Annotated in this window: 21 protein-coding genes; 6 read left to right on the top strand and 15 right to left on the bottom strand. The window is 56.4% G+C overall.

The features are described from left to right. Positions 1–214: 214 nt before the first annotated feature. From NDO75_RS18065 to NDO75_RS18055, 3 genes are all read right to left on the bottom strand, one after another. On the bottom strand, positions 215–649 hold the full coding sequence (locus NDO75_RS18065; protein ID WP_345784908.1) for an ester cyclase: 435 nt from the start codon (positions 647–649) through the stop codon (positions 215–217). A 22-nt stretch (positions 650–671) separates the two neighbouring features. After that, positions 672–1085: a carboxymuconolactone decarboxylase family protein gene (locus NDO75_RS18060; protein ID WP_310908008.1), complete on the bottom strand. Its 414-nt coding sequence runs from the start codon at positions 1083–1085 to the stop codon at positions 672–674. A 215-nt stretch (positions 1086–1300) separates the two neighbouring features. Further along, on the bottom strand, positions 1301–1504 hold the full coding sequence (locus tag NDO75_RS18055) for a hypothetical protein (protein ID WP_310908007.1): 204 nt from the start codon (positions 1502–1504) through the stop codon (positions 1301–1303). A gap of 934 nt (positions 1505–2438) precedes the next feature. Between NDO75_RS18055 and NDO75_RS18050 the strand changes: the two genes are divergently transcribed. Continuing rightward, positions 2439–3179: a transcriptional regulator FilR1 domain-containing protein gene (locus NDO75_RS18050; RefSeq protein ID WP_310908006.1), complete on the top strand. Its 741-nt coding sequence runs from the start codon at positions 2439–2441 to the stop codon at positions 3177–3179. A 1220-nt stretch (positions 3180–4399) separates the two neighbouring features. Here the strand turns inward: NDO75_RS18050 and NDO75_RS18045 are convergent. From NDO75_RS18045 to NDO75_RS18035, 3 genes are all read right to left on the bottom strand, one after another. Continuing rightward, complete coding sequence (locus NDO75_RS18045) at positions 4400–4561, bottom strand: hypothetical protein (RefSeq protein WP_310908005.1); 162 nt, start codon at positions 4559–4561, stop codon at positions 4400–4402. Positions 4562–4650: 89 nt separating this feature from the next. Then, positions 4651–4854, bottom strand: coding sequence for a hypothetical protein (locus NDO75_RS18040; RefSeq protein ID WP_310908004.1), 204 nt, complete (start codon positions 4852–4854; stop codon positions 4651–4653). A gap of 271 nt (positions 4855–5125) precedes the next feature. Next, positions 5126–5965, bottom strand: coding sequence for an IS5 family transposase (locus NDO75_RS18035; RefSeq protein WP_310908003.1), 840 nt, complete (start codon positions 5963–5965; stop codon positions 5126–5128). Positions 5966–6634: 669 nt separating this feature from the next. Between NDO75_RS18035 and NDO75_RS18030 the strand changes: the two genes are divergently transcribed. Next, positions 6635–6895: a HalOD1 output domain-containing protein gene (locus NDO75_RS18030; protein ID WP_310908002.1), complete on the top strand. Its 261-nt coding sequence runs from the start codon at positions 6635–6637 to the stop codon at positions 6893–6895. A 1-nt stretch (position 6896) separates the two neighbouring features. Here NDO75_RS18030 and NDO75_RS18025 read toward each other — a convergent pair whose 3' ends face one another. After that, the gene (locus tag NDO75_RS18025) at positions 6897–7286 is read right to left on the bottom strand and encodes a hypothetical protein (protein ID WP_310908001.1); all 390 of its coding nucleotides are present in this window, start codon (positions 7284–7286) and stop codon (positions 6897–6899) included. Positions 7287–7737: 451 nt separating this feature from the next. After that, positions 7738–7914, bottom strand: coding sequence for a hypothetical protein (locus NDO75_RS18020; RefSeq protein ID WP_310908080.1), 177 nt, complete (start codon positions 7912–7914; stop codon positions 7738–7740). A gap of 505 nt (positions 7915–8419) precedes the next feature. Between NDO75_RS18020 and NDO75_RS18015 the strand changes: the two genes are divergently transcribed. Next, positions 8420–9208, top strand: a complete 789-nt coding sequence (locus tag NDO75_RS18015; RefSeq protein WP_310908000.1) for a helix-turn-helix domain-containing protein — start codon at positions 8420–8422, stop codon at positions 9206–9208. Between the two features lie 556 nt (positions 9209–9764). Here NDO75_RS18015 and NDO75_RS18010 read toward each other — a convergent pair. After that, the gene (locus NDO75_RS18010; protein WP_310907999.1) at positions 9765–10466 is read right to left on the bottom strand and encodes a bacterio-opsin activator domain-containing protein; all 702 of its coding nucleotides are present in this window, start codon (positions 10464–10466) and stop codon (positions 9765–9767) included. 984 nt (positions 10467–11450) lie between these two features. Here NDO75_RS18010 and NDO75_RS18005 point away from each other — a divergent pair. Next, complete coding sequence (locus NDO75_RS18005) at positions 11451–12206, top strand: PAS domain S-box protein (protein ID WP_310907998.1); 756 nt, start codon at positions 11451–11453, stop codon at positions 12204–12206. A gap of 496 nt (positions 12207–12702) precedes the next feature. On the opposite strand, the gene NDO75_RS18000 is transcribed toward NDO75_RS18005, so the two are convergent. Together NDO75_RS18000 and NDO75_RS17995 are read right to left on the bottom strand one after the other, a co-directional pair. Continuing rightward, positions 12703–13005 (bottom strand): hypothetical protein, encoded by a 303-nt coding sequence (locus tag NDO75_RS18000; protein WP_310907997.1) that lies wholly within the window; start codon positions 13003–13005, stop codon positions 12703–12705. A 106-nt stretch (positions 13006–13111) separates the two neighbouring features. Next, positions 13112–13672: a TATA-box-binding protein gene (locus NDO75_RS17995; protein ID WP_310907996.1), complete on the bottom strand. Its 561-nt coding sequence runs from the start codon at positions 13670–13672 to the stop codon at positions 13112–13114. A gap of 520 nt (positions 13673–14192) precedes the next feature. Between NDO75_RS17995 and NDO75_RS17990 the strand changes: the two genes are divergently transcribed. Further along, a complete protein-coding gene (locus NDO75_RS17990) occupies positions 14193–14597 on the top strand; it encodes a nuclear transport factor 2 family protein (RefSeq protein WP_310907995.1) in 405 nt (134 codons plus the stop codon). A gap of 107 nt (positions 14598–14704) precedes the next feature. Here NDO75_RS17990 and NDO75_RS17985 read toward each other — a convergent pair whose 3' ends face one another. The 3 genes from NDO75_RS17985 to NDO75_RS17975 all read right to left on the bottom strand — a co-directional run bounded on the left by NDO75_RS17985 (position 14705) and on the right by NDO75_RS17975 (position 17089). Continuing rightward, positions 14705–15502 carry a DUF2182 domain-containing protein gene (locus NDO75_RS17985; RefSeq protein WP_310907994.1) on the bottom strand — a complete coding sequence of 266 codons (798 nt, stop codon included), beginning with the start codon at positions 15500–15502 and terminating at the stop codon, positions 14705–14707. A 33-nt stretch (positions 15503–15535) separates the two neighbouring features. Continuing rightward, positions 15536–16147: a DUF1326 domain-containing protein gene (locus tag NDO75_RS17980; RefSeq protein WP_310907993.1), complete on the bottom strand. Its 612-nt coding sequence runs from the start codon at positions 16145–16147 to the stop codon at positions 15536–15538. Between the two features lie 120 nt (positions 16148–16267). Continuing rightward, positions 16268–17089: an AAA family ATPase gene (locus NDO75_RS17975; RefSeq protein ID WP_310907992.1), complete on the bottom strand. Its 822-nt coding sequence runs from the start codon at positions 17087–17089 to the stop codon at positions 16268–16270. Between the two features lie 259 nt (positions 17090–17348). On the opposite strand from NDO75_RS17975, the gene NDO75_RS17970 reads away from it, so the two are divergent. Continuing rightward, positions 17349–18371: an AAA family ATPase gene (locus NDO75_RS17970; protein WP_310907991.1), complete on the top strand. Its 1023-nt coding sequence runs from the start codon at positions 17349–17351 to the stop codon at positions 18369–18371. Here NDO75_RS17970 and NDO75_RS17965 read toward each other — a convergent pair. Then, positions 18357–18776 carry a hypothetical protein gene (locus tag NDO75_RS17965; RefSeq protein WP_310907990.1) on the bottom strand — a complete coding sequence of 140 codons (420 nt, stop codon included), beginning with the start codon at positions 18774–18776 and terminating at the stop codon, positions 18357–18359. The two genes, NDO75_RS17970 and NDO75_RS17965, sit on opposite strands and share 15 nt — an antisense overlap. Positions 18777–18872 lie beyond the last annotated feature (96 nt).

The following is an 18872-nucleotide window of genomic DNA, read 5'->3' as shown; positions in this document are numbered from 1 at the left end:
CTCGATAAAACGGATATCCTCGAATTCGTCGGGGTGACGCGCCTCAAACGGCCAAGTAAGGGCAGGAACTAATGTCCGCCTCTCAAGTAATACGTGCGATGTCACCATGCACGCTGAGGGGGAAAAGGATGGGGTGTCTGAGGATTGCGACAGAAGAGACCCGGAACAGAAATATCACGCCCGGCGGATAGGTGGCAAAAATACGGAGGAGTTGCTATTCTCCGGGTACGTCGATGACACCAAGCTGTTGCATAAGCCCGAGCATGTCGGGTTGGACCCAGCGTTCGACAATCTGTCCATCCTCAACACGAGTAAACACCATATTCGCAACTTCGACCTCGGTACCGGTCGGAGCAATACCCAGGAACTCACCCTCATGGTTCCCGCGCAAGGTTACCCGCATCGCGACGATCTCTCCTTCAGCGATTGCCTCCTCGACGGCCGCCGAGAATCCTCCGAATGCTGCCCGAAGAGACGTGAGGTGATCCTTCAGTTCGTCACGACCATGCATTTCGCCGAGTGGGTTATGGTCGGTGACCTCTTCGGCGCAGATCTCATCAATGAGATCAACCTTCCCCTCGGTCGCGATCTCCTCTGGGAACCGCCGTGCAAGACGCTTATTTTCTTCTGGAGTAGTTGTTGCTGCCATTGTCTGTTTGTCACCGCGCTCGTCAGTCATCACCCACAGCCATCTGCTCTTGTAGGTGTTCAGCAATCTGTTCAGTTTCCTCGTAGAAGACATCGAGATCGTAGTCCTGTGCCTGAATGAGGGCGCTGTATCGTGGCGTGTAGCTTGCGAGGAAGAACAATTCCGCGAGTTCCTCTTCGGTCGCGCCATGTAGTTGGGCCGCGCCCTTGTGGAAGTGTCTGCAGTACTCGCAGCCGATGGCCGCCGCCATCGCGAGGCCGACAAGTTCACGCGTCTTCGGATCGATTTCCGTCTCCCCGAAGAAGAACCGTTTCATGTTCGGCCACTCGTTCACCAGTTCCTGTTCAGGAAGGGCTTCTAAATAGCCTGGAAGAAGCCCGAGCGATTCCTTGATGTCTGTCACTGTGTCGTCGTACGGGTGTTGGTGACTAGCCATGGTTTCTCCCTCCCGTTCGGTCTTCTGGTGACCGAACACTGATGCGGTAGTACTAACCGCGCTACCAGGCATCAACTAGTGGTACTACGATACCTTACTTATAATTTTTATACGAAATTTATCTATAACTCTCTCAGAGCGTCTATCTGCAGATCAAGTTATGGAACAGTCGACAGTTTCGCTTCTGCGTTCGTCTCTGCTCTCACCGGTCGCTGTTAATTTAGGGAAATAATACCCGAGATATCCTCCATTGGGTTCGCAAGACGGCCGTGTTTGCTCTTGTCCTTGCCCGGCGGCCTTGGAGAATCGACCACGTCCTCCCTGGGCTGTAACTCGACTATTTGCAGCCAGTCGTTGACAGGTGATAAGCCAGCTAGATGCAGTCGAACACCGAGTTTCTTCGCCGGCTTGAGTGCCATCTCTCGTTCCGCCTCCCTAATCGAGGGATCGCTACGACCGACGAGACAGGCGGTTTTGTCCGTGAATCAGTCGAAATGCGTTCCGACTTGTTCTCGGTTCTCATCCGAACTTCGTCTGGCGGTGTATGCTAATGTTTTTGGTGAGTAAGACGTGCTGTACAATGCGAACAGAATGAATATACAGATAGATTGTGGAAGCCACAGGTGGGACAGATAATCTCATTAGCAGCGGGTGGAGTGCCCGGTTGTGCGTAAGGATGAGTGCCGCCAGTAGGCTCAGTGTGGTCACTGGCACTCGACAGGACATGCGTATCGGCCTGAGTACTAGGCTGGGCGGTCGGGGGAGATATCTCTTGGTAGCGCTCATCAAAGGGGTTCTGCCGTTCGCCTGTCTCGTCCTCAAAGAGATAGGTGCGTTTGGGCGGCTTCGTTTGCGGAATAAGTCCGATATATCGCATCGCCACCACTACTACAAGTGAAAGGACTAGGATGGCGAGTCCTGAGAGAATGGCGTCTAGAACGGTCATCGGGACACACCCACCCCGAATTCGCGGTGCTCCTCCTTTCGTCGGGTAGTCTGCGTTGTTGCCATCAGTGAGTCCTCCGTGGAGTCTCTGACTCTATGTCTGTCTTGACGGCGACAGCTATTCGAATTATCCGCTGAACGATGTTCACAGCGTAACCAGAGAATCCGGGATGAAGAATGGCTATCCAGTAGACTGTTCTTGGGGCAGCTCCAATTCGTTGGATCGTCCCGAGGGTGTCGTACACCTCCCAGGTTTCGCCTACGACGCAGGACGGATGCAGGAAACGCCGTGCGCTTTGACGCCACCACTACGTCGCCCTCGATAGATTCATACCTTGGGGGACGATACCTATTAGCATGGGTGCCGCACTCGACGACATCGCGTTTCTCGCGAACTCGGAGAATCGCGTGGCGGTCTTCGAGGCGGTCGCTGAGGCACCGTGGAGCCGTCACGAACTGCGCGGCGAGGTCGATGCGTCGCGGGTCACGATCGCGCGCATTCTCCGCGAATTCGAAGACCGAAACTGGATCGAGTATTCGGGACAGACGTATTCGGTGACTCCGCTTGGCGAGTGGGTGTGCGACAAGTTCACTCACTTGGTAGATGAGATGGAGGCCGAGCATCGGTTGCGCAAACCCCTGCAGTGGTTACCTGCCGACGTAGTGACGTTTGACATCCAGTGTCTCCGCGATGCCGAGATCATCCTCCTCGACGAGAGTGACGCGACTGCCCTCATACGACGAATCGTCGAGTTTCACCGCTCTGGCGATTGGGTCCGGGGCGTCGCACGTGTCGCCGCCCCAGTCTTCGTCGAAAATCAATGGGAACTAACCATCCATGGGGAGACACGAGTCGAAATAGTCGTCACGCCTGAGGCTTTGGACACCGTCCGGAACCATCCACCGTCAGCACAGCGATTCCGCGAGATGCTTGACGCGGAGAATGCGTGTTATTCCGTCCATGAGGATATCCCGATTTCGGTTGGAATCGTCGATGGCACCGTGGGAATCAACCTTACCGACGATCAGGGAGTCCTCAAAGGAGGACTGGTTACCGACGACGAGAGCATTCACTCGTGGGCCGTCGAACTCTTCGAGACCTATCGCGAGAAATCCAGACCGGTGACTCCGGATGTGATCTCGGCGTAGTCGATGGTTCTCCGTGACCAGCTCAGGTGTCGCGGTTCTGCCTCTGTTCGGTACGTTGTGAGGGTGCAGAGTCACGTCTGCTCGGATTTGTCGTTTGGCAGCAATGCTCTCAGGCAACGGCACCTACCTGGGACACGATAGTGAGTAAGTCTCGACACACGTATTCGACGAAAAGTGTTGAACACACTCAGCGCAACCGCTCACAGCCGATCTCGATCCTTCCTCGGCGATTACCTCACCCCGACCCGGTTCAACGGGGAACTCCAAGAGTTTATCGACTCGGTGTGCGCGATACGCACCTTATATTCAGCACGGTTCTGCCACCATCACCGATAGCTAAGAGAAGTGCCAGCGGTAGATTCGCATCTGTAGTTACCGATCGATCGGAGGAGAGCAAACGCCGGGGCGACAGATCACTCACGACCAACTGCCACTACCGCCGCGTTGATCAAGGCATCCGGTCACGCTCAGGGGTACTTCGGTGAAGTACCCCCTTTGATACCAGCCTAGAAAGAGGGGTGCCTCGCGTTTGTTACGCAACCACATTTCACCCCTGTTTCGACTGGAGATGCAAGAATATCGCTGACAGCGCTGCGTCTGACGCACGGCAGACGGGCTTCGCGTGGATTAAGTGGAGTTGATGTTCCTCTTCGGCGTGCCCGTCGAAGATGTTGCTCAGTGAGCCACCGCCAGTACGTTTGGAAAGATTTCATCGAATTCTCGGTGTCACCCATCCCCCCATGGGGCAACTGCGATGCGTATGTGATGAGTGACTCTATTCGAGTATTCGGTGTCGAGGGAGAAATCCTCGGCTGTCCCAGTGCCCGGACCTATAGCGAACTATCCGACGGTGCAGCGGCCGAGTAGCCGACGACATGACCAGACTGTCTCAGTATCCCCCACCACTGAGTTCCCGCGAGAAACACCGTGTTTCTGCACCGTCAGTGTATCGGCGAGAGAACCCCTCCTCCCTCGAGCCGCGAAGTGATAGCGATTCTCTCACATACTGAGACGGAGGCCACGACTCATCTTGGCCCACGAGAAACACCCACACGGCCGGGTGACAGAGAACCGAACCCGGCTGATAGTGGCCGAGGGGATTCCTCGAGTCGAACCAGACAGTCTGCCGCTGGGACCCGGTCGAGAGTGGGAGTCTGCTCGCCACCCCCACCCGCTCTCGGCCCTTTCCCCGGCTTCCTAGACCGAGACGAGTACCGTCCTCACTGATGCTCCCGCGCGACAAAGAGTTGGAGTACCTCCCGGATATGGTAGTCCTTCTCGCTCGCGTCCTTTGCAACCAGTGCCGCCTCCAACTGATGGGAGATCTCGATTTGTGTTACGTCGAGCGACGGTTCTGGCTGGTGAAGTGACCCATCAGTCATCGCGAACATAATCACGAAAACGGAGATAGGCTTAACGGCCGCTCTACGCCATCTATCGGCAATCCGTGGGTGATATCTTCCAGTGGGAGTCAGTCGTTGTCAGCCTTCTCCGTTGCTTCGATCTCCGGTGGATTCAGATCGTGAACGGGGACATCCTCCCCGATCTCGAATTCCCGGATCGCACCGCAGTCGTAGCACTCGAGGACGATCGCCGTCTCGTGGGCCAAGATGCTCACGTCATCGACACCGTCGGCGCCGCACGCGGGGCACCTCAGCCACGCCCGGAACTCCATAGCAGTGCTACGTGCGTGATTCACACACGTAACTGCTTTGGGAGTACATGAGTAGTAACATCCATCCAGCACCGGACGAGAACGAAGACTCTCAGCGATGGCGGAAATGTTTATGAGGATCGCACAACCGGAGAATACTACAGGGTTATCTGCCTGGTTGTATACCATCTGAAGGCCAGCCACTCCCGGTCTTCCCCACTCATTGTAGCGGGATCACGTCGATCGCCAGCGCCGCGATTCAAATCCGAGGGCCTTGTTTGAACGCGTGATTTCACGGCTGTGAGTCATCGATGGCGCGTTCGATGTTGCGGACCGCTGATTTCATGACAAGTTCACGGAACTGTCCAAACCAGGTTCTCGACCAGAGCGTATCGCCGTATCTGCGTCGGAGCCCGAAAAACACCGATTCAGCGTTCGAGCGCAGGTGGTACGCCCGATCCTTGATGAGCAAGTTTCTCGCCCATCCCCGCATCCCAGGATCTCGCTGCGGAATCAGCGGCGTGATACTTTCCGCACGCAACCTCGTGCGAAGCTCCTCCCAGTCGTAGCCCTTATCCGCAGCGACAGTCTCCAACTCGTCGAGGTTCCGCACTAACACCTGCCAGCCGACTTGCGTATCGTGCGGTTGTTTCATCGAACAGTGTATATCGAGAATCGCACTGGTTTCACAATCGATGAGCAGCGTCGTCTTCACCGCCTCGAACGTGTCGTCCGTCCGTTTTGCGTAGTGCTGGCTGGCTTGGACGCGATCGACACCGGTTGCGTCGATCGCCTGCACATTACCGAGATCATACAGCTCGACGGACCGATCCAGGATCGCTCGCCACCGCTTCATCGGAATCGCCTGCTTTCGTGTACATACGGTCGAGAAGTGTGGGACCGTTTCAGGCGTCAATCCGAGTGATTTCGTCACTCTCGGCATCTCGCGGAGGACGTCAACCAGCTTCCGGTACGGATGGCCGAGATACTCCTTCAACCCCTGAACGGCGAGAATTACCCAGTCAGCGTAGCCTTCTTCTCCCGGACGGTAGGCCGGAACTGGCGAACCAACGACGGCTTTTTGGGCGAGCCATACAATCTTCTCTGTGAAGCGGGAAGTCTTCGTGTGCACAACGAACCCGTCCCGCTTCACTTCCTAGTAGATGTGGTATTTTCCCCGAGCTACTAGCACGGCGATATGAGTTCGATCGACTCTACACTGCGAACGTTTGAGCGTCTAAACAAGGCCAAATCCGAGTGTTGAGCGATCCTGGTCGGCTAAGGTGCGACTGCCAAGTAGAAGAATCGGCTTTGTCACTCAGATTTTCATAGTTTTCTTCTGCAGCGCGAGAACCCTTGACAGGTGGTGACATGACTTGGGTATGGAGAGTGCCAAGTGCCCACAGTGCGGGGAAGAAAATTCCAGCCTCTTGCTTGAACAGGAGGGTAACGTTGAACTCGAATGCACTGACTGTAACCAGAGGTGGGTCGTTGGATTGTAGCTTCGATCGTCTTTGCTGGGGAGATGGCGTATCTCTGGCCGTGAGGGAAGTATTGAAGTGATCGAGTGACGCCGAGCGAGACCCGGCCGCGGAAGCCAAGCCGAGGGGCAACGCGATCTCGTCGCTCGCGTGCCTGATCACTTCGGTTCAGACGCCAAATCAGGCGTGAACGCTCTCGAGGACCATCACCACCGTAGTCGACGGCACTAACAAGGGGTGATCACTGGCATGTACTGGCCAGCGGTTTACTATGCTGGGCTTCGTGTGAGGGTCCGAGTGAATCGGCACTCAGGGAGAATATGCCCAAGGAAGGATCCAGAGGTTCTCACCGGCTTGACCCTGCAGCAGACGAAACAGCGACGGAGACAGTGGTCCGCGCCCACACTACACTTCGAAATAGTAGTCCGATAGATCTCTCACCAGTAACTGACGCGATCCCGTGTGACGCACTCGAAAGGCTCGTCGGCGCTGGAAACGAGGTCACAGTGACGTTCACCTATGAAGGCATGAAGACTACCCTCCACGACGATGGGGAGATCGTAGTTCACGACCGAGAATAGCTCAGCCGGGGAGGTCCCGATCTGCACAGTGGTCGAGACAGAGGTCGACAAGCTCTGGCGGATCGGTGAATACGAGTTGCTTGGATCGATCATCGTACTCGATAAGGGACATCTCCTCCAGCGTCGGGAGATGGTGGTGAGATAATCGAAGCTCACACTGCTCAACTGCGTCATCCGGAACAGCAGGCGGTGGGTTCTCTTCTTTCCACGCGGCGACCTGTTCGGCAGTGTCAGTGACTGAGGCCTGCTCTACGTCCTGGAGGTGATAGAGCACATATCGCCGGTGAGTATCGGCGAGTGCAGTCAAGATCTCATCCATCCGGCGACTTCCATCGGACGCGGTGTGCGATGAATCTTGATTCTCATCTCGGCGATTATTGTCCTCTGCCATAGGACAATCTGTTATTCATGGCGCTCATAAGCGTATACTCTGCACTATCTAACTCCCGAACGGTGCTACTTGGACATACACAATTAATGTGGTTCATGATAAAGGAATTTAGATACAATTATGCTGGTGGCCGGTGTCACACACCGAGCCGCGAAGACGATCATGAGCCGAACGACTGCAGTTAGTCGTCAAGACGGTTGCCAAACTCACCAAACATCCCGGCGCATACCAGCGCCCGACTGGTCGGATATCACAACTGGTCAACCAGATCGAGTGCGGGATCGCGATGATGAAGACAGAGACGGAGACGGCGACGAGGATACTGAGTGAAGCCTGCCGGCAGAGGACCGACATCTCCGCTTATTCAAATGTTATCCGGTTTCGTCTTCGCCGGCGGTGGGCGGTAACCAAACGACTTCGAGCCAGAAATTCTCGAGCGGCCGAACGACATCTAGGAAGCCGTCCGGATCAACCGGCTTCGGCCGACGAGGCGCTCGAGACGTTCATAGGTACTCCGGCGCCCGAGATCGAGCCGATCAGCAACCTCGGTCGTTGTCCAGGGAGCGCCGGTCCCATCGAAAAGTTCGAGGGTTTCGCGGAGGCTCTCGGTCAACGAGCGGGAGGTCATTATCGTGTTCTTACAGTCACGGGCAATAAACCCTCCACCGATGGATGACCAACGGTAGTTACCAACGGGATCACGAGGCCGAATTCTTGCGAGACGCTCTACCGTGTTGAGGAAACCATTGACGAGCACCGCATGACGACGAGCCGCCAGCAGGTCGGTCGCGTCGTTCTGTCACTCCCGATGATAATCCCAAGGAGGTTGTGTTACCGTGTTTACGGTCTGCACTCGGGGTGAAAGACTCCAAGGCCGTTCGTCTCGCTCTCCTTGTACACTCTCACTCCTTCGATCGCCTCTCCGCATACAGTACAGACCATTGACGATGGTTCGCTCTCGTCCTGATTAAGCGCTCCGTGAGTACGCGAGGAGTAACAACCGAGTCGGTCAGGTAGTGCACCGTCCGACGCCAAGTAAGGATGGACGAACACGTTACTGTCTTACTGACATCCAGACTCGATCACATGCTGCAAGCCTTGCTACTACACGTCTTCGTTTGATATCCCGCTTAATGCCTACTGAGGAGCAGGCGGTTCAGCTCTTGGAAGAACTCGGCCTGACCGAGTACGAAGCACGCTGTTTCGTCGCACTCACTCGAGTGCCAGTAGCGACCGCGTCCAAGATCGCAACGCTCTCGGACGTTCCCCGATCGCGCGTCTACGACTCAGTCGATCGACTCCACCGACGCGGTCTTGTGGACGTTCAGCAGTCCGACCCCCGGGAGTATCGGGCCACCTCCATAGAGACCGCCATCGAAATACTCAGAGACCAGTACGAATCCTCGCTCGAGGCCACCGAAGAAGCCCTCTCACAACTCCACAAATCGGACGAACTGGAAGAAAAGGGGGCGTGGGCCATCGCCGACCACGAGCACGTGACCGACCGAGTGGGCCGCTTGCTCGAGGAGGCAACAGACGAGATTTACGTCATCGTCGCTGACGAGGACATCGTCGACCCCGAGTTCCAAGAGCGGATAGCGGCGGCCAGTGGTCGCGGCGTTCGAACGCTCATCGAAGTGTCGTCCACCGAACTGAAAGAGCAACTCGAGGTAGACGCTCCGGCAGCCACTGTGGTGGTCACGGACCTCGCCAGCGAGCCAGCGTCGATCGAAGAGAAGTGGCTCGGTCGCATCGTGATGGTCGATCGGCAAACAGTGCTGATGGATGCCTTGACGGAAAGCGCACGGCCTGGTCAACCGAAGGAGACGGCGATCTGGGCCAGCGGCCCTGATCACGGGCTGGTGGTCGGTGTCCGCCACGTCCTCGGGGCGCGAATCGACTCAGAGAACGTTTTCGAATAAGTAGGACGGGGTTCACCGATTGCGGTGGAGAGCAGTAGCTACTGATTCCAACAGGAAGAAAAGGACGATCAATTGGAAGTCTGGGCCGATCGAGACCCGGCCTTTGCGGGCCGGATGAGACCCTTCGACATTATACTTCTCTTGCTCCTTGTAGTGCGTTCCTCTATGTGGTTCGGTGACAGGCTCATTCCGATACATCAATCGGGAGGCGACAGCGATAGCAACAAGGACCAAGTCCATCCAAAAAACCGGCAGCGCGAGGTGCAGGAAATTACTGCAGTTACTTTGAGAACGAACACTCTCGAGTCATGCAAATCGAGTACTGAAAGGTGAGCGCGGCTTGTCCAGGGTATTCCTCAGATGTATCGACCGAGCGGTAGACCTGGGAGCGTAATTCGGATGCACGATCTTCTCCGAGGATATCTTCGTCTTCAAGGTCATCGATGATTGCCACTATTGCATCACAGAGTTGTGTCGGTCGATCGATCCGGGTCCCATCTAAATCGCCCATCGGCGACCGGCCACAGCGAGAGTCTTCAAGAAAAGGGAGGCCCGTTCACTCGAGGCTAAAGATGAGCGACATTACCTTTCGTTCGGCCTTTCGGAGGTGCTCCGAGTACGTGGCGTACGAGACTTCGAATTCAGCCGCGAGTTCTTCACCGGTTTTTCCGCGTGGCCAGTCGTAATAGCCGTTCGTGTAGGCAAGCATGAGAGCCTCATGTTGTCGTGGTGTGAGAAGACGAACGATCGCCTCGTGAAACTCCTGTTTCTGGAACAATGAGACCGGGTATTGCTTCTGCCGCCGTGCAAGGATCTCCATCGAGGGATAGCACTCGTGGAAATGTGCGATCACCTCTGAAGCGGAATACATCGGTGGAATTTCGGCGACAATATGTGCGACACCGTCTTTGCTCGCTAACTGCGTCGGGATTGCACCGGCATCGGTCAAGCTAATCGTGAAAAACTCCCCATCACCATGGATCCGGAATTCGATAATAGCGCTCTCTTCGCCTCGATTGACGATACGTGCATCGAAACCATCGTATTGACGTGCAAACTCAAGAATCCGGTCCGGCGGTGCACCCCTGATGCGTTGGAAGACGGTGTAGGAACCGTTACTGCGAGGGAGCAACTGAATCAACTCGGCCTCACATCCGGTTTCTGCGGAGAGTGCGACGAGCGGGTATTGGGTGTTGCACACCTCGAATTCGACCTCCACAACCGGCCCTTCCACAGTAGTCCCTTCGGCCGAGGCCATACAAGGATGAATAGGCTAGTGGGTTTACGTCTCCCCGTGGCATTTGTAAGGGTTATTCATGAACATCCATATGTCTCTCAGAGCTCTCTACCGAACGGAAGACTATCGGTCACTCTCCAAGAACGGTAGTATTGCTCACGTTCCATCTCGAGTATCGTCGCTCTTCTCGAGACCTGGACCGCTATACGGCATCTCCGCACATATTCCGAGAACGGTACGGTTGGTAATCGAACGAGAACGCTCCCTGTATCGCTTTAGATACCAGTCGCCTGGATCGGGCGATATCGGTCATGCACGCCTCATATCCCACGACCCAATTGCCCGCACTTTCTCTGATTTATATATTACCTTTAATATGAAATCACGCATCTACTTCTCCTATTTGTTGCATGGCAGGCAAACTCGAGCGGGTACGGATCCTTGCCCAGTGTGACGACTGTGGGAACGTCTTTACGTCAGAGTGGCCCTCAGATGGCTAGGTTCAGCCGGTTGGCCGGAAAACGGGGGTTACTGCCGCTCCGATCTCCTTTACCGAACTTGAGGCCGAGATGAGGCAGATGGCGGTGAGGGGGGAGTGCTCGTCCATCACTTTTGGGTATCTCCGAGCGTTGTAGTGACGTCCGGCTCACGCCGTCATGGGCCATCATTTCGGTGCTTGGTCGGCAAACGACTGAAAATCAGAGGAGCAAGTCTTCGGGAATCCGCATTCTCATGGTAGGTGCCTTCACGGCTAGGGGGTACGAGGAGTTGACAGTAGGGGATTCGCCGGCGTATCGTTGGCCGTGGTCATCACCTCCATGGTAGAAAGTGCCACGGTCCGACCAATAAACGTTAGTGTTGAGGCAGAAGTGTTGAGGCAGAATCGGTAGGGCTTCCGGCGGGATACCTTATATAGGAAATGGTGTCGAAGATAATTGTCGAGAACTAGTATGGGATGAATTCTCATGCAGAGCAGTTAACCTGGAACTTGTTCAAGGAGGAACAATGGGCCGACTGGGTGAGGAGACGCAGGTTCTCCACGTGGATGACTACAAAAAGCATGTGCGGCTCACGGAGGTAGCACTACGTGAAGTGGAGGAAACACTTGAGATCCTCTGTGAGACCACTGTTGAGGATGGGTTAGCAGTGTTTCGAGACTCAGAGACCGATGTCGATTGTATTGTGAGCGACTATGTGATGCCGCAGAAGGATGGACTCGACTTCCTCGCTGCCGTCCGCGACGATGATCAGAAATTTCCCTTTATTCTCTTTACTGGTCAGGGGAGCGAAGAAATCGCGAGTACGGCGATTTCAGCTGGTGTCACCGACTACCTCCAGAAAGGCCATGGAATGGGGACCTTCCAAGTCTTAGCGAATCGGATTACGAATGCGGTTACGAGATATCGGACGGAAAAAGAGATCAAGCAGGTGTATGAGGCGATGGAAGCCGCGCAGGACGGTATTAGCTTACTCAACGATGAGGGGCAGTTCACCTACGTGAATCAAGCCTACGCCACTCTCTATGGGTATGAGCCCGACGAACTTCTCGGCGAACACTGGTCCCTCATCTACCCGGATGAGGAAGTCATACACGTGAAAGAGAATATCCTCAATGCGATCAACGAGGGCGAGAAGTGGCACGGTGAGACGACGGGATTACGTAAAGATGGAAGTACGTTTCGCGAAGACCATATCCTCGTCCACCGGGACGATGGAGGCCTTATCTGTAGTGTGAGTAAGATCTCTGGATCGTCGTCTTAGACGAGCTGGACACAGACCAGAGGAGCAATCGTTATGCTTCGATCGACGGCGGTACCTCAATGACAGTGTCGTCATGGTCGATCTCTCGTTGATGGCCCTCTCCGATGCGTACTACTTCGTTCCGTTCAGCAGCTACGTGTTTGAACGGACACCCGTCACACGTGACGAGGAATGATTTCCTCTCTCGACTCAACCCCTATGTCGTGTGCCATAACTCGCTGTTCGGCATGGGACTGCTTGAGATATGGCACTGAGTTGTAGTCTCTCGCGTCAGGTGGACCATCGTTCTCCATCTGCTTTGAACCATATTATCTCTTAACACAGTGTCTATAAGAAGTAGATAGGGGGGAATACATTCCCGCAACAAGAGCACAGGAACTGCCAAGATACGTTCCTCGTGGGTGCCTTCTGAGAGGGCCTGAGATCTATTGACTGAACGGTCTATAATGAATCATATCCGGAGAACGATGATTGCATCCCACGCCGTTTTGTACGTTCAGGCCGCGGAGGATTGACTCCACGCTGTTTCCGTTACCGTTTCCAGCTGGTCCAGAAACTGGTTCACGAGTTGCTTTTCCGTATCCGCCGACTGCGGTGCTGCATCGAGCACGTCAATTGTCACCTGTTCGGCGGCTCCCAGGGTCTTTTCCCCGATTTCGATATTGAGAACCGCGTTTCGGAAGATCACGAGCAGCCGATCCATTCGTACAGTAAGATAGTCGATCTCCAGTTGGTCTAGCGCAGCAGGGACATCAACGGGTGGCGTCAGCCGGTAGGACGCGTACGGCGCATCACTCATTACAGAGGGTCTCACGGTGCTCGTATAAGAGTGTCCGGCGTCCACCGGCTCGTAGCAGTCGTATCAGAGAGCGGCTGCTACAGACGGTGTGCATATCGCGGTGTGTCTACTCGAGGAGACCGAGGTCACGGAGTGTGCCAGCCACGCTCTCGATCGCGTGCTCTGCGTCGTCCGGCTCTGTGCCGCCGGTGATCACGAGTTTCCCGCTGCCGAAGAGCAGGATCACCACGTCCAGGTCGTCTGCCCGGTAGACCAGTCCCGGGAACTGCTCTGGCTCGTATTCCACCTGTTCCAGGCCGAGCCCGATCGCGATCGCGTTCAGGTTCAACGATGCTCCGAGATCGCCGCTGGTCACGATGTTCTGCACCGTCAGCGTGGGGTCGGACGGGACGGCAAGCCCTAGTCCGCGCAGTTCCTCAAACAACTGGTTGACGGCATCAGTTGCCGCCGAGATCGAGGAGGCGCCGGTACAGACGAGTTTGCCCGACCGGAAGAGCAGTGACGCTGCCTTGGGTTCCTGTGTCCGGTAGACCAACCCGGGAAACTGATCGGGATCGAACCGTACCCCGTCGAGGTCGCGCGCAAGCGCGTTCAAATCCAGTTCTTGCTCGATACTGGTCGAGGCCACCACGTTTTCCGTCGAAAGGGAGTCTGTAAGCGATGACATGCTCGGAGCAGCGACTTCTACGGAGCAGATATAAAGACAGTGAAACGCAGGTAACTCACGTCACCGCTCTTTCACACGCTTGAAGAAGTAGTGACCTTTGTACGAATACGGTGTCCGTCCGATATCGAAGCTCACGCGGTGTCCAGTGCCTGCTGTAGGGAATATTGCATCGTAGAGTGACGGGAGTTCTGGATAGTCCGCAGTTGGCTCCGCTTAGCCATGACTCTGAATATCAGGATGACCGTTTCCGAAGACCGCTTTACCTGTCGTCTCCCTCCCTATAGAACACCCAGTCAGGTTGCGCGATACTCGTGACAGAGTGGAGAAGATGCGGTCTCCTTTCCACTACCAATTGGAGACACAATCATAAGGGCTCCTACAGAAAGGCTATCAGCAGCCATGTTCCCCTGATAGTAATGAGTATCCGAAAGAGTGGTCAGTATATACGCTCACACATTCCTGTTTTTCACATGACAGTTATTTACCCTTGCGAGTGGGCCTCATAGACGGAGGGGTAACGATGGCAGCGACAGAGAAAACTAACGTCGAAATCGCTGAGGAACTGTACGAGGCATTCAACCGGGGAGACATTGAGACATGCTTGGCCGGCTTTGCCGACGATATCACGTGGACCGAACCCGAGGAATCACCGATGATCGGGGGAACACACCACGGTCCAGACGCCGTTCTGGAAGAAGTGTTCACACCTCTTGATGAAACATTCGACACGTTCGAAGTGGCTGTCGACCGGTTCATTGACGGTGGCGACACCGTCGTGATGGAAGGAGCACACAGAGTTACCACGGCAGACGGCGACGTCATGGAGATCCCTGCCGTCCACGTCTCCGACATGGAGGACGGAAAGGTCACGAAATTCACTGGCTACGAGGATACCGCACTCGCCCAGCAGCTGATGGACGAGTGATCTGTGCCTCGTCACGCCAGTGTGTCCTAATTCTTATAGCTACAGACGGATACTGGGAGTACCGTGCTCAACTGTGGACGGTCTCAGCTGAGTACTTACTGATGGCACTATACCACTGTGATTAGGGCGAGGACGGTTCCAGCGGCGCCAGCCAAAATGCCGACCGCGTGTGCCAACTGCTCGCCCCATACGACCATCCGTTCGAGCGAGAGCACAACCGTGATGAGCGCCATCCAGACGATATTCATCGAGCCCACAATCACCATGAACGCGAACAGCGCCCAGCAACACCCGACGCAGAAGACGCTGAACTGCCAGCTCATCCGGATGGCACCCCGCACTCCTGGCTGATGATGGCTCAGAAGAAACCCGAGCGGTGACCGACAGTACCGGAGACACCGGTATTTGTAGGGAGAGAGTTGGTACCCTGCCAGCAGGAGTAACGTCCCAGCCATCAGGAGCCCACCATGGGCGTTCGCAAGGCTGACAATCGGCACGAGCGTATTGACAACGAGCGGGACAAGCCCTGTTAGCGTCCAGACGAGCGCGTAGGTCCCGATAAACGCCCCGACTCGCAGTGCCTTGCCCGTGGTCGTCGTTCCCTCGAGTGTCTCGGCGTACAGCCGGAAGAGCGGGACCGACGATGGGTACATCATGGCAACCATCATTACGCCCCACATAAGCAGATACAGGCCGATCCCGGTCAGCCCGTTCGAGAGCGCCATCGCTTCCGGTGCCCCCGGATCAGACATCTGCATCTGCATATCCATCGCTCTGCCAGGCATCGGGAGCCAGCGACCGATGACCGCCGCCCACGCGAGCAACGCAATGACGTACGTGATGAGTGCGATAATCGGGATGCGCCGGCGGCCGAATCGGTCCTGGACCGAGTCATGTATTCCCATGGGAAATCGCCTCTCTGGCTTCCTCACCGGTTTTCAGGAGTTCGCCAGTTCGAAGTCGCCGAGGTAGGCGTTGTTTCCGGAGACGTCCCACGTGAACTGGTCATCGTAGGAGACGGTGGCCGTGGTCGACTTCCCGGTCTGCACCTCGAGGCTCTTGTTCAGTGGGTGGGGCGAGATCGTGCCGACCTCCTCGTTGAATCCGACCGCGCCGCTCGCGTCCATTTCGATGGCATCCCCGATCGTGACGGAGAAGTCCGTCCCATCTCGCGAGAAGCTGATTGGCACGGTTGCAACGTCAGCAGACTGGACGTGGGTGTCAGCGACGGGTGCCCAGATCCCACCGGCGCGGCCGGAGTAGATCTCCTCGATGGCCCGGCGCTGGTCATCGTCGGCTGCCTCATCGATGAGTAACACGATGTCCCACTCTGTCTCGGGGGCGAACATCACCCCTTCATCGGTCACGATGAGCATGCCGACATCCAGTCCGCCCAGGTCGATGTCGCCGTAGTTGCCCTCCTCGATGTGCCATGCCAGCGAGACGGTACAAACGTCATCATCCGGCGGTTCGAGCCAGACACACTGACACGCGACATCGCAGTTACAGGCCTCAACGTAGTCCCCCTTGATGGTCCATTCTTGCGCCATTGACGAATACCATGTAGATTGCTAACAACCACCACGATAAAGCTAGCTAGCGCAAAGAGAACACTCGATAAAACCGGCGGATTGACTCGTTCATTGTCGCTCAAAAAATAGCGGCAGAGGTCAGTTCCGTGCGGGATTGAAGCTCTGTTCGACGTGCTCTGGTGTGACAGCGTCTGCCTGGTCGCGTTCGGCGATGCGGCCGGCGCGGTGGAGCAGTTCGATGGCATGGCGGCAGTCGCCGTTGCTGCCGGCGACACGGTCCACGATCCGTTGTAGGGTGTCGTCGGTGACTGTGTCCGGATGGAAGGCGGTGGCGGCCCGGTCCTGGAGAATCGTATACAGTTGGTCTGCGTCGTACCGGGGGAAGTGTACTGGTCGGTAGTTGAGGCGGCTCTGGCTCCGTGGATCGAGCTGGATCTCGGCCGGTGGCCGGTTGGAGATGAGGACGATCCCAAGTTCGTTATCGACGTCGGCGCTCACGTGGTGCAGATCGTAGATGATGTCGGTCTGGGCTTGGTGCCGGTCGAACTCGTCGAGGACGACGGCGAGGCACTGGTGTTTGGCCACCCATTCGTGGAGTTGGCGCAGGAGTTCGTCGATCGATCTGCCCTTTCGCGGTGCCGGGTAGCCCAGGTCAATGAGGAATTGGCTGAGGAGGGCGGACCGAGTATTGTACTGCCAGCAGTTGATCTGCACGGTCTGGACCTGACTCTGCTGTTCCAGTCGCTGACAGACATGGGTGACCGTCGTGGTCTTGCCGACGCCGGCCGGTCCGTACACGACCACGTTCTCCGGTGCCGTGCGGCGTGTCAGCGGTGCGAGTGCCATCTCAAGTGCCTGGCGTTCCTGGTCGCGACCGATCACGGTATCCGGCGTATAGCGCGTGCTCAGCGCGGATTCATCGCTGAAGAGTTGGGTTGATCGCTCGGAGTCGCCAAACATCACTTTGATCCCTCAAAACGCTAGTTCAGCCATAAAAACCGTGAGAGAGGCCGTGTTTCGTATGAACAGGGCGTTCAGGCTATTATAAACCCTGTATACATCACGGAGCGGCGCTCACACCTGATATACCCGGTGTGAAAGGGCTGTACTCGAAACATCTCCCGAACTTAAAAAATTATTCTCGACAGAATATACCGGTTGCATCCGAACCACGGCCTCTCTGAACCCGTAAATTCGTCTTATCACCCCCGATCGTCATATGACCGCGCGTACCCGCCACCGTCTGGATCCAGACACACGTCCACCAGCAGTCCTCCACCGCGATGAGGAACAAGCCCGACTCCATGCAGCGACCACAGAACCCCTGCAGCACCTCTACGTGCACGGCCCACAGGGCGCGGGGAAAACACTTCTCGCCCACACCGCCCTCGCACAATGCAGGACCACCGCCCACTATCTCTCCTGTGTCTCGCACAACACCCAGTACAAGGTCCTGAAAACGCTCTGTGAGCGGATCAGCGACGAGAACCTCAATTCTGGCTACCATACGGCCCAGCTCCAAGACCGGCTCGCCCACCACCTCCAGCACACCCCGACGGTCATCGTCCTAGACGACCTTGCCTTCCTCCTCGCCAACGACGGTAACGACCTCCTCTACTTCCTCTCACGCCTCAAACACCGCGCCGACCTGGGCATCGTCGGTATCAGCGCTAGCCCGACACCGCTCGCTGATCATCTCGACGAACGGACATACAGCTCACTGCAGCCCCGGCAGCTCATCTGTTCGCCGTACGCCGAAGACGAAACCGTGCACATCCTCACACAGCGGGCTGAGACCGCACTGCCACCGGGCACCGTGGAACCTGCCGCCCTTGAGTATATCGCGGCCACCACGACGAATCTCACACTGGCGCTTCACTGGCTGACGTATGCGGCTACCGAAGCGACCCGGATCACTGTCGATGTTCTTCGATCTGTACAAGCGGATGCGATGCAGCGGTACCGCGACGGCCTCTTGGGGGAGTTCACCTGGCACCATAGCGTGCTCCTTGACGTGATCGACCGGATGACTGCTGATACGGACAGCGTCACCACAGGCCCGGTCTACAACCGATACATTGATTACTGCCGGGAGAGCGGGACCGACCCTTTGACAGCCCGCCGGATCGGTGACTATCTCACTCATCTCGAACTGCTGCACCTCATCGATGTCACTCATCACCGCGGCGGAGCACAGGGGAAGACACGAGAAATCCGACCTACCTCGTTACAGGAGTTCTGAGAGATCGGTCTCCTCGAGTTCCGCCAGCTCTCGGCGGATATCCCGCTGTTCGCGTTCCAGTTCCTGGCGGTCCCGCCAATGTTCGCGCTGTTCGTTCCGTAACTCCCGGTAGAACGCTGTAATCCGATCCTTCAACTGGCCGCGTCGCCCCTCTCCTGTGTCGCGTCCGACCCGAGACAGCTGTTCAAGCTGATCGGTGTACCGGTCAATCTTCCACTCCAGGTCGGCGACGATCTCCGCATGGAGCTCATCCCGCTCGGCCAGTTGCTCCGCGATCTGTTCCAGTTCGTCCGCCAACCGGTCGTGCTGCTGGCGCTGTGATCGTTGCAGGAACTGATCGACCGCCTCAGCCCAGTCTGTCTCTGAGCCATGGCCATCCCATGCACTGTAGTCGACGTAGTCCATACCCCTCAAATAATCAAACGGGGGCTGGCCACGGATGGTCGTTTGCCCTCACCGCGGTTCGTGAGCAGTGGGACTTTCCGGCGTGCTTCGTGGCAG

The organism is Natrinema sp. 1APR25-10V2 (assembly GCF_031626495.1).
Taxonomy (GTDB): Archaea; Halobacteriota; Halobacteria; order Halobacteriales; family Natrialbaceae; genus Natrinema.
Note: the sequence above shows the minus strand (reverse complement) of the source record. Positions and strands in the feature narration are given on the sequence as shown.